The following is a 14,137-nucleotide window of genomic DNA, read 5'->3' on the forward strand; positions in this document are numbered from 1 at the left end:
GCCGGGGAGGTGTACCGGGCGCCGGGTCGGGCGGCCGGGAACGCCGGGCGTCAGATGCGTCAGGCGCCGGGGCGGTACCCCGGGCGCCGGGCGTCAGGCGTCAGGCGTCAGGCGGTGCCGGAGTCGGCGGTGCCGAATTCGACGAGCGCCTCGTCGACGATCCGCTCCAGGCGGGCGTGGTGGGCCCCGCGCCAGTAGACGCGCTCGCAGTCGGTGCACTGCGCGAAGACGTCGTAGGAGCGGTGCGTGCCGTGTTCCAGGCGGTCGCCCACGCTGTCCTTGTCGGCTTCGTGGAGCGGGCCGTTGCAGGCGGTGCAGCGGGTCCACGGCGCGAGGACGGGGGTGAACCGGCCGAGGATGTCGCGCAGTTGCTCGTCGGGGTTGTCGCTGTAGACGTAGGCGCCGGCGAAGAGCTCGCGGCGGCGCAGCAGTCCGCGGTCGCGGGAGAGCAGCACGCGCTGTTCGGCGGCGGACCGGGTGGCGAGGGCGGGGTCGCCGATGTCCTCGTTCTCGTAGGCGGCGTCGACGCCGAGGAGGCGCAGGCGGCGGGCGAGGGTGCCGAGGTGGACGTCGAGGAGGAAGCGGAGCGGGGCGCCGGGGACCTGCTGGGGGCGGTCGACTCCGAACACCTCGACGGACTGGCCGTCTTGGGGCACGTAGGAGACGGGCACCTCGTGGCCGTCGACGAGGAGGCGGCCGACTTCGGTGAGCGGGACGCCGGCCGATTCGACGACGTGGCCGAGGCTGGAGGCGCCGTCGGTCGCGGTCGGTACGCGTTCGGTGCGCCGGCTGGGCGCGGCGAACAGGCGCAGTTCGGGGGCGAGGGTGAGTTGAATACCGGGTCCGTTCACCCTGTCAGCATGCCACTGCCGGGGCGGTGGACGCGGCTGGTTTTAGGAGGCCGGGTGGCAGGGGTCAGGAGGTCGCGGCGGCGTGGTCGTAGCTGTCGCGGTGGGCGCTGACCTCGTCGAAGTGGTTCTCGGCCCACAGTTTCACGGAGGAGAGGAGGCAGCCGAGGCTGCTGCCGAGGTCGGTGAGCCGGTAGTCGACGCGGACGGGGACGGTGGGGGTGACGGTGCGGGTGACCAGGCCGTCGCGTTCGAGGGAGCGGAGGGTCTGGGTGAGCATCTTCTGGCTGACGCCGGGGATCTTGCGGCCGAGGTCGCTGTAGCGCATGGAGCGGTCCTCGGCCTGGCCGAGGGCGCTGACGATGAGGCCGACCCACTTGTCGCTGATCCGCGCCAGGAGCTGGCTGGTGGGGCACTCCTTGAGGAAGGCGTCGTAGGCGTAGCGGGCGTCTTCGCGGCGGGCTGCGGCGGTGCGGGTGGCCATGGGTGCCCCACTTCCGGGTCGGGTACGCACCTCGAAGTGCGTACTTACGAAAAGAGAGTACCTCTCCCTAAGTTAGTGCTCATCGCGAACGAGCGAACTGACTGACGAACGAAGCGAACGGGAGAAGTCGACATGAGCGAGCAGACGACGATGCTGGCGGCAGTGGTGAACGAGTTCGGCGGGCCGGAGCAGGTCGAGCTGACCGAGGTGACCGTGCCGCGGCCGGCCGCGGGCCAGGTCCTGATCCGCGTGCGGGCCGCCGGGATCAACCCGGTGGACGGCGCGGTCCGCGCCGGCGTCTTCGGCGGCGCCGGGCAGCGGCTCGGACTCGGCTGGGACGTGGCCGGGGAGATAGTCGAGGCCGGGGCCGGCGTGACCGGCTGGAGCCGCGGCGACCGGGTCGTGGGGCTGCACTACGGGCCGGTCAAGCCGCTGGGTACGCACGCGGAGTACGCGGTGCTCGACGCCTCCGCCGTGGCGGCCGCGCCCACCACCGTGGATGCGGTGGCCGCGGCGGCACTCCCGCTGAGCGGGCTCACCGCCGCACGCGCCGTGGACCTGCTGGGGCTCGCCCCCGGGTCCTCGGTGCTCGTCACCGGCGCGGCGGGCGTGGTCGGCGGCCTCGCGGTCCAGCTCGCCGCGCGGGCCGGCCTCGTGGTGACGGCCCTGGCGGGTGCGCAGGACGAGGAGCTCGTACGGTCCCTGGGCGCGGCTGCCTTCGTACCGCGCGGCGAGGCTCCGGCCGGGCCCGTGGACGGGGTTCTGGACACGGCGGTCCTGGGAGACCCCGCCCTGGCCTTCGTCCGCGACGGCGGGGTCTACGTCGGCCTGATCCCCGGCGCCGCGCCCGCTCCCGAGCGCGGCATCCGAGTGGCGGAGCAGGAGGTCGCCGCGGACGGGGAGCACCTTGCCCGGCTGGTTTCCCTCGTCGACGCGGGCGCGCTCACCCTCCGGGTGGCGGACACCTTCCCGCTGGCCGACGCCCCGAAGGCCCACGCCCACCTGGCGACTCCGGGGACGCGCGGGCGGATCGTCCTGACCGCGTGACCTGTCCGTGGCGGGGGCCGGTGCGGGGGGCCGCTGCTGTGGCCGGAAGGGCCGGGTGGACCTTGCCGGTCACAGCGCTATCGGATCCGGTAGGCCCAGTCGTAGCTCGGGTGGGGGACTCCGGGCGGGTATTCGAAGTCGACTTCGCCCAGGCACTCGAAGCCCGCCCGGCGGCAGACCGCGTTGGACGCCGCGTGGTCCGTGCCCGGGAAGGCGTGGACGGTGTCGCGGGTGCCGTGGGTCCGGACGTAGGCGAGGAGTTCGGCCAGCGCGGCCACCGCCAGGCCGCGGCCCTGGAACTCCGGCAGGATGCCCCAGCCGGCCTCGTAGACCGGCAGGCCCTGCCACTCCCGTTCCCAGAAGCCGACCGAGCCGACACCGGCACCGTCGGCGCTCACCCGGAACATCCGCCCGGCCGCCGGCTCGCGCGCGCTCAGGGCCTCGTAGCGCCGCTGCCTGTCGGCGAGTTTCTCCGCCGGCTCGGGGCCGCCCAGGTGCTCGGTCATGGCGGGTTCGTTCTTGCGCTCCAGCAGCCAGAAGTCCCCGTCGCCCCAGGGGGTCAGCAGTACGGATTTCATGCGCCCAGGCTGCCAGACGACCACAGTCCGTGAAAGGCGCCGGCGTAGCATCGGAAGGGAGACAGCGCACCACCGAGAGGAGGTGGCGTCCATGCCTGAGACCCTTGGGATCGGGCACCTCACCCTGACGGTGAGCGATGTGAAACGCAGCGCGGAGTTCTACAACCAGCTGCTGGACACGCAGACGGTTCTCGATGTGGAGGACGAGTACGGCCCGTTCGCGGCCATTGCCTCACCGGTCATCGTCCTCGGCTTCCGCAGGCACGCGGCGACGAACGGCGCGGACGCCTTCGACCCGGCTCGGGTCGGACTGGACCACTGCGCGTTCCACGTCGCGGACCGTGCCGCGCTGGAGGCCTGGGAGTCCCAGCTGGACGAGCGGGGCATCGCGCACTCGGGCATCGTCGAGGACCCGTCCGGGCTCCATCTCAACTTCAGGGATCCGGACAACATCGCCATGGAGTTCTACCGTCCCGCCATGCAGGGCTGACCTGGCGCTTCCTCGCGAAATGCTGCTGAAATGCGCGAGCAAACACCCAATTTCGATCATCAACTAGCCTTGCTAAAAAGAGAATTTGCCTTCTTCGTCGCACGAAGTGGCCGATTTGCGATCGGCAGCTGACCGGGGGTGCCCCTATCTCTTTGGTCAAGGGAAACGGGGCTGCGTTGGATCGGGGAGGCAGCATGACGGTGTGGCTGATCTTCTGTGGGATGACGTGAGCTATTTCTTCGACCCGGACCTGATGGGGTCGCTGCCGGACGTGCGTGTCCCGGATATCGTCGCCACACCCGAACGCGAGGACGGCGGTGCCGCCGACCCGGCAGCCCGATCCTGAAGCCTCAGCGGCCGAGGAACCGTTCGACAGCCGTCGCGAGGGCCGGGCGATTCTTCGAGGGTGTAGTGGCCCGTGTCCGGCAGGACCCCTCGTTGGGGTGGGCGCCCGTTCCGGGAAATGGACGGACGCGGACGCAGAACGCCGCGGCCGGTGCTAGTTCTGTGACCGGCAAGGTCCGCCGGGTCACGGCCCCGGGCCCGCGCAAGTACGTCCAGTACGAGCAGCGGCCCCCCGCCTTGTGATGCACCGCATCGGACGCCGCGTCCGGGCGAACCTTTCCGGCCGCAGCGCTGACGAAGGTCCCGGCGATGCGATCGCCGGGACCGTCGTGTGGCGATGAAGGCCACGTCGGCCACCGCGAGCAGGATGGCGATGATCAGGAGATAGAACACGCCTTCCGCCACCGCGCCGATCAGCCCCAGGACGACGGCCACGAGAAGGACGAACAGGAGGACCCTGTGGCGGGACCACGCTGACACAACGGCCCCGGCACATTCACACGCCGGGGCCGCCCTTCCAGGCCGCCGCACGTGAGAGTGCGATGACCCATCCACCATGTTATGCCTGTGGCGGATCTCCGGCATCAGGGACTTTTCGCAGCGATGCGGGCCTCCGTCGCCCGGGAGATCAGGTGGCGCGCCCGTAGCGGATACGTCCGCTCCAGACTCGTTCCAGCCGGACTCGGACGCCCGGGCGCGGAGCGTGCCAGATTCTGTCGTGGCCGGCGTGGATGCCGACGGAGACCATGCGTACGGTGCGACCGTGTTGGCCTGGCGGCGGCCCTGGCCGCCGTGTCAGCGGCTGGGGGCGAGGGTGATCATCAGGGCGGTGGCCGTAGGGATCCAGGCCGGCGTTGTGCGCCGTACCGGCGAGCCAGAGATCACGGGGCAGGCTCTCTGGTGCTGGCATATTGCGTAGAAACCTGTATCGGATTGCGGTTCATTTGGGCGGTTTCCGCGCAATCCGCTATTCGCAGACATTGCGGTCTGGCGTGTGGAAGTTCGATTTCTAGGGGTCACTCCGGGTGATATTCCGCTTCTTGTTTATTGCGACCGGAAAATATGGTCAGCCGGGTGAGATGTAATGCGAAATTCAGGTCGCTCGGCGCCCGGCGTGACTCACCGTGCATGACGCGGGGTCAAGGCGGTTTCAGCTGCCCCGGCCGTGGCAATCTGCTTGTCAGCGCAAGGTTCTTGGAAGCGGAGGTATGCGCCTCGTGGGTGTCACTCTCAACCCCACCGTCAGCAGGCGCCGACTTGGGTCGGAGCTACGTCGGCTGCGGGAGATCAGCGGTATGACGACGCAGCAGGTGGCGGCACGCCTGCTGATCTCCCAGCCCAAGATCAGTCTGCTGGAGAACGGTCGCCGCCTCATCAAGCCGCGCGATGTGCGAGATCTCTGCGCGCTGTACGGAGTCCGGGATCAGCGGCGCGTTGACCATCTGATGCGGATGGCCCAGGAATCGGGTCAGCAGGGCTGGTGGAACGCCTACGAAGACATCACGTACGGCGCCTACATCGGCCTGGAGGCCGAGGCGGCCGCGATCCGGATCTACGAGCCCCTGGTGATTCCAGGCCTGCTGCAGACCCCCGCCTATGCGCGAGCGGTCATCGCAGGAACGATCCCTCATGCCACTGCCGAACAGGCCACCGCACGCTTGCAGGTGCGGATGCGGCGCCAGGACCAGCTGCGCGCCCCGGGCAACCCGCTGCGCCTATGGGTCGTGCTGGACGAATCGGCGCTGCGGCGCGGCGTGGGCAGCCGTGAGGTCATGCGCGAGCAGCTGGACCATCTGACCCGCCTCAGCGCCCAGCCGCACATCACCATGCAGGTTCTCCCTCACGATGTGGGTGCGCACCCGGGCGTCTCGGGACAGTTCGCGCTGCTCGAGTTCGTCGACGCCGCCGATGTGGGCGTGGTGTATCTGGAAAGGTTCACCAGCGACCTCTATCTGGAGAAACGATCCGACGTGCGGCGTTACAGCGATATGTACGCGCACTTGCAGGCCCAGGCGCTGAGCCCGGACCGTACCCGGAATTTCATCGAGGAAGCCGTCAAGGCGTACGCCGGCACAGAATCCTGGCCAGACGCCCGCGCGCTGTTTTGCCGAACCCGTGAGCGCCACTGAGCCCCCGGACGATGTGTCCAGGGGCTCAGCCGCCGAACGGCGGACCGGACGGCCTATGTGGTTGATCGAGCTTCGGCTCCTGCCTGCGACGGGCTAATCCTGTCGGGTTGCCGTGCCTCGGCGGGTCCGCTTCATGGCGAAGAAGGCCGAGCCTCCGATGAATGCCAGCGCGGCGGCAGTGGCGGCCACGATGCCGCCCTCGCTGCTTGAGTCGGTCGCGGCAAGGTCTGGCGACGCCTCCTTCGACTGCCGGGCGGTGGTGGCGCTCACCGGGGCGAAGTTGACGCTCTTCGCCGTGTGGCCGGGACCGAAGGGGCGCAGAACATCGTCGAGGCCGCCGGGCAGGAAGTCGGCCCACGGGGGCTTGCCCTGGTCGTGGCCGGGCTTGCCCTGGTCGCCGTCGTCGTGGTCGTGGCCGGGCTTGCCGTGGTCGTGGTCGTGGTGGCCGTGGCCGGGCTTGCCGTGGTCGTCGTCGCGACCGTGCTCGCCCTCGTCGCCCTCGTCGCCCTCGTTGCCCTCGTTGCCCTCGTCATCGTCGTGACCATGACCGTGGTCGTGATCGCCTGAGTCGCCGCTTTCGCCCTTGTCACCGCGAGGCCCCTTGGGTCCGGCGGGTCCTGCGGGTCCGGCGGGTCCTGCGGGTCCGGCGGGTCCGGCGGGTCCGGCAGGTCCTACGGGTCCTGCGGGTCCTGCGGAACCGGTGGGGCCGGGAGCGCCGTCGGGGCCGGGGGCACCGGGGGCGCCGGGGCTGCCGCTCGGGCCGGGGGCACCCGTCGGGCCGGGGGCACCGGGACTGCCGTCGGGGCCGGGAGCGCCGGGGGCACCGGGGGCGCCGGGGCTGCCGCTCGGGCCGGGGGCACCCGTCGGGCCGGGGGCACCGGGACTGCCGTCGGGGCCGGGAGCGCCGGGGGCACCGGGGGCGCCGGGGCTGCCGCTCGGGCCGGGGGCACCCGTCGGGCCGGGGGCACCGGGACTGCCGTCGGGGCCGGGAGCACCGGGGGCACCGGGGGCGCCAGGGCTGCCGGTCGGGCCGGGGGCGCCGGGAGCACCGGGAGCGCCAGGGGCGCCGGGGCTGCCATCGGGGCCGGGGGCGCCGGTGGGGCCGGGGGCGCCGGTCGGGCCGGGAGAGCCCGTCGGGCCAGGCGAGCCTGTCGGTCCGGGAGGCCCGCTCGGCCCGGGAGGTCCAGGCGGGCCAACGGCGCAGGCCGCCCTCGTGATGGTGTTGTTGTCCATGGTGACCGCGCCGTTACGCGCCAGGGCGCGGCCTTCGATCACGGCGCTGTTGTTCAGCGTGATGGACGTAAGGGCCAGGATGTTGCCCTTGAACTGGGAGGTCGTGTCGATGGTGGCGGAGCTGCCCACCTGCCAGAACACGTTGCAGGCATTCGCTCCGTTGATGAAGGCCACGACGCTCGCCGGAGCCGTCGTCAGGGTCGACGGAATCTGGAAGATGAAGACGGCGTCGGGGTTGTTCTGGCCGTCGAGAGTGACCGTCCCGGTGATGGCCAGTGTCGACGAGGCCGTGTAGACGCCGGGCGCCAGCGTTTGTCCGCCGATGTCCGCCGAAGTGGCGGTCCCGGGTCCCCGGCTTGCCGCATCGTTGTAGGCGACCACGAGGTCGGACTTCGCCTGCGCGGCGGCGGCGTCGGTTACGTGCTGCGTTCCGTTGACGGTGCCGGGCGGAAAGCCGGTCACTGACGTGCCCGGGTGGAGCCCCAGGTCGCCGTTGATGATGGTCGGGTTCGTGTTGGTGATGGTTGAACCGGCCAGGACCGCGTAGTTGGTGGCGGTCCCCAGTCCCACGGGGGCTTCTGCAGCGTGAGCGAGGCTCGAGAGCATGGTGGCCGACGCCGCCAGCAGCGCTGCGGGGAGCATGACGAGGGCTGCCCGTTTGAACATATTGCGTTGAGGTCTTCTGTCGGGTGGACCCGACCGGATGACATCCAGTGCCATAGCAGGACCTTTCTTGTTGCTTCGGGTCTCAGTCCTCCCGAAGGAAGATCCCGAGCGCCCGCGACGATGGCTACTCAGGGCCGCAAGTCCCCTACCTGCACCGGCGCGCAGGCTCCCCCCTGAGCGGGGACCGAGAGCGACTCCTTGCCCGAGGTAGTGATACGCCGTCACGCGGGAGTAGTCACGCATATTTCACAGCAATACGCTGTAAATCAGAAAAAATGGTCTATGTGAGTGACGCGGCGTCAGGGACCCGCGTGTGCCGCTCGCCCGTGCGAATCCGGTGTGTCCTCAAAGTGGAGAGCGCGCCGACGCCCCCTACCGCCGCATCGCTGAACTGGCCGCCCGTGGAGGTGTGGCGCACTCGCCGTACCCGCCGGGTGCGGTGATCGGTATCGATGAGCCGTGACGTCGGCGGCGTGTGCGGCCGCGAGCCTCAAGGCCGGCGTCGGGCGGGACGTGACGGAGCCCGGTCGGTGTGACTGCGCACCGGCCGGGCTCTGGACGTGTGGGTGAGTGGTTCTCCGGTCAGGGCGTCTCGTCGTGCAGGTCCTCTTCGCGCCTCAGCCGTGTGCTCTCAGGGCGCCCTGGCCGCTTGACGAAAGACCAGGTCAGGGCCACACGAGGCAATAGGGCTGATGCCCGGCCTCATGCAGCCGGTGGCTGAAGTCCTGCCACTCGTGGAGGAGCTGGTAGACGTTGAACGCGTCGCGCGGGCCGCCGCGGTCCGGGACCGTGGACCAGATGAACGCGGCCGCGCCGACCGATTCCTCGCCGATGCCGCGCAGCGGGTCGACCACCGTCATCGGGAGCTTGACGACCGCGTAGTCGGGGTGGAGGACGACCAGTTCCAGCGGGGGCACCTTGTGGAGCGGTATGCCTTCGATGCCGGTCAGGACCATCGCGGCCACCGTCTCCGGCTTGATCTTGGTGAACAGGCCGCCCATGCCCAGTTCGTCGCCGCCGAGTTCCTCCGGCCGCATCGTGACCGGGACCCGGGCCGCCGTGGCGCCGTCCGGGGCGCCGAAGTACTTGTACGTCACTCCCATGCCGCGGCCCCTGGGCGTGTCGTCGTCCGGTGCTTCCGCGGGTCCCGGGATCGCGTCGGGCGCCTCGGTGGAGCGGCGGCGGTGCTTGCCCCGGCGGCGGGATTCGCGGGCTTCGCGGGCGCGCTGGGGGTCGAGGCCGTCCGTACCCTCGCCCGGTCCACCACCGCGTTGCATATATCCACCCGACTGGTATTGCTTGCCCCGGCCCCGTGGCCCCCGCCACGCAGCCTGATCATCATGGCAGTGACCTCCCCCGCGGCGGCGCGGTGAAACGCCCGTCCGCAAGTCTGTCGCGGCCTCTGAGACCATGGCTGGTGTGAGCTACCCGTACCCGTATGAAGCCCCAGTTTCGCAGACGCTCTTCGAGCGCGCCTCCCTCGTGACCCCCGGCGGCGTGAACTCTCCGGTGCGCGCCTTCCGAGCCGTGGGCGGTACGCCCCGGTTCATGGTGTCCGGCACCGGTCCGTACCTCACCGACGCCGACGGCCGGGAGTACGTCGACCTCGTGTGCTCGTGGGGGCCGATGATCCTCGGCCACTCCCACCCCGAGGTGATCGAGGCCGTCCAGGCGGCCGTCGCCCGTGGTACCTCCTTCGGTACGCCCGGTGAGGGCGAGGTCGCGCTCGCCGAGGAGATCGTCGCGCGCGTCGCCCCCGTCGAGCAGGTGCGGCTCGTGTCCTCCGGGACGGAGGCCACGATGTCGGCGATCCGCCTGGCGCGCGGCTTCACCGGCCGGGCCAAGGTCGTGAAGTTCGCCGGTTGCTACCACGGCCATGTGGACGCGCTGCTGGCCGCCGCCGGTTCCGGGCTCGCGACCTTCGCGCTGCCGGACACGCCCGGTGTCACGGGCGCGCAGGCCGGCGACACGATCGTCCTGCCCTACAACGACCTCGACGCGGTCCGGGCAGCCTTCGCCGCGCACCCCGGCGAGATCGCCTGCGTGATCACCGAGGCCGCGCCCGGCAACATGGGCGTCGTGACCCCGGCCGAGGGCTTCAACCAGGGTCTCGCGGACCTGTGCCGCGAGAACGGCGCCCTGTACATCTCCGACGAGGTCATGACGGGCTTCCGTACCAGCCGCGCCGGCTGGTACGGCGTCGACGGGGTCAAGCCGGACCTGATGACCTTCGGCAAGGTCATGGGCGGCGGCTTCCCGGCGGCTGCCTTCGGCGGCCGCGCGGACGTCATGGGGTACCTGGCTCCGGCCGGCCCGGTCTACCAGGCGGGCACGCTCTCCGGTAACCCGATCGCCACCGCCGCGGGCCTCGCGCAGCTGCGCCTGCTGGACGCGGCCGCGTACGAGAAGGTCGACGCGGTCTCGAAGGAGATCCAGGGCCTGGTCACCGCGGCGCTCGCCAAGGAGGGCGTGGCGCACCGGCTGCAGACCGCGTCCAACATGTTCTCCGTCTTCTTCACCGAGGACGAGGTCCGCAACTACGACGACGCCAAGAAGCAGGAGTCCTTCCGCTTCAACGGCTTCTTCCACTCGATGCTGGCGCAGGGCGTCTACCTGCCGCCGTCCGCCTTCGAGTCCTGGTTCGTGTCCACCGCCCACGACGAGCGGGCGGTCGAGCGGATCGCGGCCGCCCTGCCGGCCGCCGCCCGGGCCGCCGCGGAGGCCACCGCATGAGCAGCAGCGAGATCACCGTCGTCCACCTGGTGCGCCACGGGGAGGTGCACAACCCGGACGGGGTCCTCTACGGGCGCCGGGACGGCTATCACCTGTCCGAGCTGGGTCGGCAGATGGCCGACCGGGTCGCCGAGCACCTGGAGAACCGGGACATCGCCTACGTCGTGTCCTCGCCGCTGGAGCGGGCGCAGGAGACGGCCGCGCCGATCGCCAAGATCCACGGTCTGGACCTGGCCACGGACCGGCGGCTCCTGGAGGCGGAGAACGTCTTCGAGGGCAAGACCTTCGGCGTCGGCGACGGCGCGCTGCGCAAGCCCGGCAACTGGAAGCACCTGACGAACCCGTTCAAGCCCTCCTGGGGCGAGCCGTACGTCGAGCAGGTGGTCCGGATGATGAGCGCGCTGGAGGCCGCGCGCGACGCGGCCCGCGGCCACGAGGCGGTGGCGGTCAGCCACCAGCTGCCGATCTGGATCGTGCGCAGCTTCGCGGAGAAGCGGCGGCTGTGGCACGACCCGCGGCGCCGCCAGTGCACGCTCGCCTCGATGACGTCCTTCACGTTCCAGGGCGACCAGCTGGTGTCCGTGGGCTACAGCGAGCCGGCCCGGGATCTGGTGCCGGCGCATCTGCTGGCCGGGGCGAAGCCGGTGAAGGGCAAGTCCAAGGCCTTCGGCGCGTGAGGTGCGAGCCGCTCCTGATGATCCACAATCTGTGACGATCCGTTACAGATTTGCCTAAATAAATACAAGACGCGCGGGAATCACCGTGTCAGCGCACAAGCTCAGGCTAATTGTCCGTTTATATGACGGAACATGAGCTTTGGGATCTGACGACGGGACGGTGGCATGCGCGACTTCAGTCGAAGGGGAATGCTCGGACTCGGACTCGGTGCCGCGGCCACCGCCGCGGCCGCGGTCGGCATCGCCGGCTGCGGCCTGGGCGGTGGCGGCAGCAAGGCCGAGCTGGGCAAGCCCGGGCCGGTCAAGAACCCTAAGCCGGGGGAGGGGCCGCCGGCCAGGCCCATTGGTGACGGCTCCACCGCCGACACCGGTCCGCAGCCCAACCAGCCCGCCAAGGCCGTGCCCCTCCAGCCGGGCGAGACCCCGCCGCAGTTCGTCGTGTTCAGCTGGGACGGCGCGGGGGAGGTCGGAAACGGCCTCTTCCCCCGCTTCCTCAAGCTCGCCAAGGACCACGGCGCGGCCATGACCTTCTTCCTCTCCGGCCTCTACCTGCTGCCCGAGTCGAAGAAGGGCCTCTACCGGCCGCCGAACAACCCCGTCGGCGCCTCGGACATCGGCTACCTCAAGGACGAGAACGTCCGCTCCACCCTCGGTCACGTCCGCCAGGCGTGGCTCGACGGGCACGAGATAGGCACTCACTTCAACGGCCACTTCTGCGGCGGCTCCGGCTCGGTCGGCAGGTGGACCCCGGACGACTGGCAGAGCGAGATCGACCAGGCCGTGTCCTTCGTCACCAACTGGCGCACGAACACCGGCTTCACCGACCTCGAACCCCTGCCCTTCGACTACCGCAAGGAACTGACCGGAGCCCGCACCCCGTGCCTGCTCGGCCAGGACAGCCTGCTGGCGACCGCCCAGAAGCTGGGCTGGCGCTACGACTCCAGCTCGCCCGGCGGTCTGCAGGTCTGGCCGGTGAAGAGGTCGGGCGTCTGGGACCTGCCGCTGCAGTCCCTGCCCTTCCCCGGGCATTCCTTCGAGGTGCTCTCGATGGACTACAACATCCTCGCCAACCAGTCGAAGAACACCACCAGGGGCGTGCCCGCCAACTACCCGGGCTGGCGCACCCAGGCCACCGCCACCTACCTCGGCGGCTTCCGGCGGGCCTACGAGACCAACCGCGCGCCCCTCTTCATCGGCAACCACTTCGAGGAGTGGAACGGCGGCATCTACATGGACGCCGTCGAGGAGGCACTCAAGGGCATGGCGGACAAAAGGGATGTACGCCTCGTATCCTTCCGGCAGTTCACCGACTGGCTGGACGTCCAGGACCCCAAGGTGCTCGCCAAGCTCCGCGCCCTCGGCCCCGGCCAGTCGCCCGGCGTCGGCTGGGCGGCGTACCTCACCGCCGCCTGACCAGGGCGTCGACACCCCGCCGGGGGGTGCGGTAGATCCACAAATTGCTCATGCGAAACTTTTCACATGAGCCTCAGCCGCGCCCGTGCCAGTCGAAACAGCCGCCGCTCGACCAGCGGCCGTGCCACCCTGCTGACCGCGGTGACCGTCGCGGGCGTCATGACCCTGACGTCCTGCGGCGGCTCGGACGACGGCGGCAAGGCCACCGGCTCCGGTGGCAACTACGTCACCGGCCCGAGCGGCATCGCCACGGTGGCCAAGGGGGAGCGGGACGAGGCCCCGAAGCTCGACGGCGGGACCGTCGACGGCAAGACCTTCGACACCGCCACCCTCAAGGGCAAGGTCGTCGTCCTCAACGTCTGGGGCTCGTGGTGCCCGCCGTGCCGCGCCGAGGCCCCCGGCTTCGCGAAGGTCTCCAAGGAGCTGGCCGACGCCGGCAAGGACGTCGCCTTCGTCGGCATCAACACCCGTGACACCAGCATGCAGAACGCGACCTCGTTCGAGGAGGACTTCGGGATCGCCTACCCGAGCCTCTACGACCCCGCCGGGAAGCTGATGCTCCGCTTCCCCAAGGGCACCCTCAACCCGAATGCGATCCCCTCCACGATCATCCTCGACAAGGAGGGCAAGATCGCCGCCCGCACCCTGGCCCCGGTGGGCGAGGAGCAACTCCGCTCGATGATCGACCCGATCCTCGCGGAGCAGTGACCCCGTGGTCGAGTACGCACTCGCCGCCGAGGCGACCGGCGTGAACACCACGGTCCTGAGCGGGGCGCTGCTGCTGGCGCTGCCCATCTCGGTCCTCGCCGGAATGGTCTCCTTCTTCTCGCCCTGCGTGCTCCCGCTGGTCCCCGGCTACCTCTCCTACGTGACCGGCGTCAGCGGCGCCGACCTCGCCGAGGCCCGGCGCGGGCGGATGCTGGCGGGCGCGCTCCTGTTCATCGCCGGCTTCACCACCGTCTTCGTCTCCACCGGAGCGCTCTTCGGCTACTTCGGCGAGACCCTCCGGGAGAACAACGAGATCATCTCCCGGGTCCTGGGCGGCCTGGTGATCGTCCTGGGTCTCTTCTTCATGGGCGCGATCCCGGGTCTGACGATGCGGGAGTTCCGCTTCCACAAGAAGCCGACGGCAGGTCTGATCGGCGCCCCGATGCTGGGCGTGCTCTTCGGCGTCGGCTGGACCCCCTGCATGGGCCCGACCCTCGCGGCCGTCACCACGCTCTCCCTCGACCAGGCGAGCGCCGGCCGGGGCGCCCTGCTGACCGTCGCCTACTGCCTCGGACTCGGCCTGCCGTTCATCCTCACCGCGATCGCCTTCCGCAAGGCGCTCGGCGCATTCGGATGGGTGAAGAAGCACTATGCGTGGGTGATGCGCATCGGCGGAGGCATGCTGATCCTGACCGGTCTGCTGCTCGTCACAGGAATGTGGGCCAGCATCGTCAGCGACATGCAGAGCTGGACCCAACGCTTCACGGTGGGGATCTGAGGACTAAA

14 protein-coding genes are annotated in these 14,137 nt (G+C 70.3%); 9 read left to right on the forward strand and 5 right to left on the reverse strand.

All coding sequences use genetic code 11. The features are described 5' to 3' along the window. Nucleotides 1–107: 107 nt before the first annotated feature. Both OG737_RS17115 and OG737_RS17120 read right to left on the reverse strand, forming a co-directional pair. Nucleotides 108–851 carry a Mut7-C RNAse domain-containing protein gene (locus OG737_RS17115; RefSeq protein ID WP_328927021.1) on the reverse strand — a complete coding sequence of 248 codons (744 nt, stop codon included), beginning with the start codon at nucleotides 849–851 and terminating at the stop codon, nucleotides 108–110. Nucleotides 852–915: 64 nt separating this feature from the next. After that, nucleotides 916–1,332: a helix-turn-helix domain-containing protein gene (locus OG737_RS17120; protein WP_328927022.1), complete on the reverse strand. Its 417-nt coding sequence runs from the start codon at nucleotides 1,330–1,332 to the stop codon at nucleotides 916–918. 150 nt (nucleotides 1,333–1,482) lie between these two features. Between OG737_RS17120 and OG737_RS17125 the strand changes: the two genes are divergently transcribed. Beyond that, nucleotides 1,483–2,379 (forward strand): NADP-dependent oxidoreductase, encoded by an 897-nt coding sequence (locus tag OG737_RS17125; protein WP_328930370.1) that lies wholly within the window; start codon nucleotides 1,483–1,485, stop codon nucleotides 2,377–2,379. Nucleotides 2,380–2,456: 77 nt separating this feature from the next. Here the strand turns inward: OG737_RS17125 and OG737_RS17130 are convergent, their stop codons facing one another. Next, nucleotides 2,457–2,957 carry a GNAT family N-acetyltransferase gene (locus tag OG737_RS17130; RefSeq protein WP_328927023.1) on the reverse strand — a complete coding sequence of 167 codons (501 nt, stop codon included), beginning with the start codon at nucleotides 2,955–2,957 and terminating at the stop codon, nucleotides 2,457–2,459. 91 nt (nucleotides 2,958–3,048) lie between these two features. On the opposite strand from OG737_RS17130, the gene OG737_RS17135 reads away from it, so the two are divergent. From OG737_RS17135 to OG737_RS17145, 3 genes are all read left to right on the forward strand, one after another. Next, nucleotides 3,049–3,447, forward strand: a complete 399-nt coding sequence (locus OG737_RS17135; RefSeq protein ID WP_328927024.1) for a VOC family protein — start codon at nucleotides 3,049–3,051, stop codon at nucleotides 3,445–3,447. A 202-nt stretch (nucleotides 3,448–3,649) separates the two neighbouring features. Further along, a complete protein-coding gene (locus OG737_RS17140) occupies nucleotides 3,650–3,793 on the forward strand; it encodes a hypothetical protein (RefSeq protein WP_328930567.1) in 144 nt (47 codons plus the stop codon). Between the two features lie 1,207 nt (nucleotides 3,794–5,000). Next, the gene (locus tag OG737_RS17145; RefSeq protein WP_405679046.1) at nucleotides 5,001–5,921 is read left to right on the forward strand and encodes a helix-turn-helix domain-containing protein; all 921 of its coding nucleotides are present in this window, start codon (nucleotides 5,001–5,003) and stop codon (nucleotides 5,919–5,921) included. 93 nt (nucleotides 5,922–6,014) lie between these two features. On the opposite strand, the gene OG737_RS17150 is transcribed toward OG737_RS17145, so the two are convergent. Further along, nucleotides 6,015–7,724 (reverse strand): ice-binding family protein, encoded by a 1,710-nt coding sequence (locus OG737_RS17150; protein ID WP_405921724.1) that lies wholly within the window; start codon nucleotides 7,722–7,724, stop codon nucleotides 6,015–6,017. A gap of 761 nt (nucleotides 7,725–8,485) precedes the next feature. Next, a complete protein-coding gene (locus OG737_RS17155; protein WP_030161262.1) occupies nucleotides 8,486–8,923 on the reverse strand; it encodes a hypothetical protein in 438 nt (145 codons plus the stop codon). Nucleotides 8,924–9,230: 307 nt separating this feature from the next. Here OG737_RS17155 and hemL point away from each other — a divergent pair, with 307 nt between their 5' ends. The 5 genes from hemL (at nucleotide 9,231) to OG737_RS17180 (ending at nucleotide 14,129) form a co-directional block, all read left to right on the forward strand. Further along, the gene (hemL, locus tag OG737_RS17160) at nucleotides 9,231–10,553 is read left to right on the forward strand and encodes a glutamate-1-semialdehyde 2,1-aminomutase (RefSeq protein ID WP_328927027.1); all 1,323 of its coding nucleotides are present in this window, start codon (nucleotides 9,231–9,233) and stop codon (nucleotides 10,551–10,553) included. Further along, the gene (locus OG737_RS17165; RefSeq protein WP_328927028.1) at nucleotides 10,550–11,230 is read left to right on the forward strand and encodes a histidine phosphatase family protein; all 681 of its coding nucleotides are present in this window, start codon (nucleotides 10,550–10,552) and stop codon (nucleotides 11,228–11,230) included. Before hemL ends, OG737_RS17165 begins: the two co-directional genes overlap by 4 nt. Nucleotides 11,231–11,395: 165 nt before the next feature. Continuing rightward, nucleotides 11,396–12,643, forward strand: a complete 1,248-nt coding sequence (locus OG737_RS17170) for a hypothetical protein (RefSeq protein WP_328927029.1) — start codon at nucleotides 11,396–11,398, stop codon at nucleotides 12,641–12,643. Between the two features lie 66 nt (nucleotides 12,644–12,709). After that, the gene (locus OG737_RS17175; protein ID WP_328927030.1) at nucleotides 12,710–13,351 is read left to right on the forward strand and encodes a TlpA disulfide reductase family protein; all 642 of its coding nucleotides are present in this window, start codon (nucleotides 12,710–12,712) and stop codon (nucleotides 13,349–13,351) included. A gap of 4 nt (nucleotides 13,352–13,355) precedes the next feature. Then, nucleotides 13,356–14,129, forward strand: a complete 774-nt coding sequence (locus OG737_RS17180; RefSeq protein WP_328927031.1) for a cytochrome c biogenesis protein CcdA — start codon at nucleotides 13,356–13,358, stop codon at nucleotides 14,127–14,129. The last annotated feature ends 8 nt before the right edge of the window (nucleotides 14,130–14,137 follow it).

Source organism: Streptomyces sp. NBC_00122, assembly GCF_045160845.1.
GTDB lineage: Bacteria > Actinomycetota > Actinomycetes > Streptomycetales > Streptomycetaceae > Streptomyces.

What these genes read in the sequence shown, in the direction of transcription:
- OG737_RS17120 (WP_328927022.1), bottom strand. Translation starts at nt 1,332, where the DNA reads ATGGCCACCCGCACCGCCGCAGCCCGCCGCGAAGACGCCCGCTACGCC.
- OG737_RS17130 (WP_328927023.1), bottom strand. Translation starts at nt 2,957, where the DNA reads ATGAAATCCGTACTGCTGACCCCCTGGGGCGACGGGGACTTCTGGCTG.
- OG737_RS17125 (WP_328930370.1), top strand. Translation starts at nt 1,483, where the DNA reads ATGCTGGCGGCAGTGGTGAACGAGTTCGGCGGGCCGGAGCAGGTCGAG.
- OG737_RS17175 (WP_328927030.1), top strand. Translation starts at nt 12,710, where the DNA reads ATGAGCCTCAGCCGCGCCCGTGCCAGTCGAAACAGCCGCCGCTCGACC.
- OG737_RS17155 (WP_030161262.1), bottom strand. Translation starts at nt 8,923, where the DNA reads ATGGGAGTGACGTACAAGTACTTCGGCGCCCCGGACGGCGCCACGGCG.
- OG737_RS17165 (WP_328927028.1), top strand. Translation starts at nt 10,550, where the DNA reads ATGAGCAGCAGCGAGATCACCGTCGTCCACCTGGTGCGCCACGGGGAG.
- OG737_RS17145 (WP_405679046.1), top strand. Translation starts at nt 5,001, where the DNA reads ATGCGCCTCGTGGGTGTCACTCTCAACCCCACCGTCAGCAGGCGCCGA.
- hemL (WP_328927027.1), top strand. Translation starts at nt 9,231, where the DNA reads ATGGCTGGTGTGAGCTACCCGTACCCGTATGAAGCCCCAGTTTCGCAG.
- OG737_RS17135 (WP_328927024.1), top strand. Translation starts at nt 3,049, where the DNA reads ATGCCTGAGACCCTTGGGATCGGGCACCTCACCCTGACGGTGAGCGAT.
- OG737_RS17170 (WP_328927029.1), top strand. Translation starts at nt 11,396, where the DNA reads ATGCGCGACTTCAGTCGAAGGGGAATGCTCGGACTCGGACTCGGTGCC.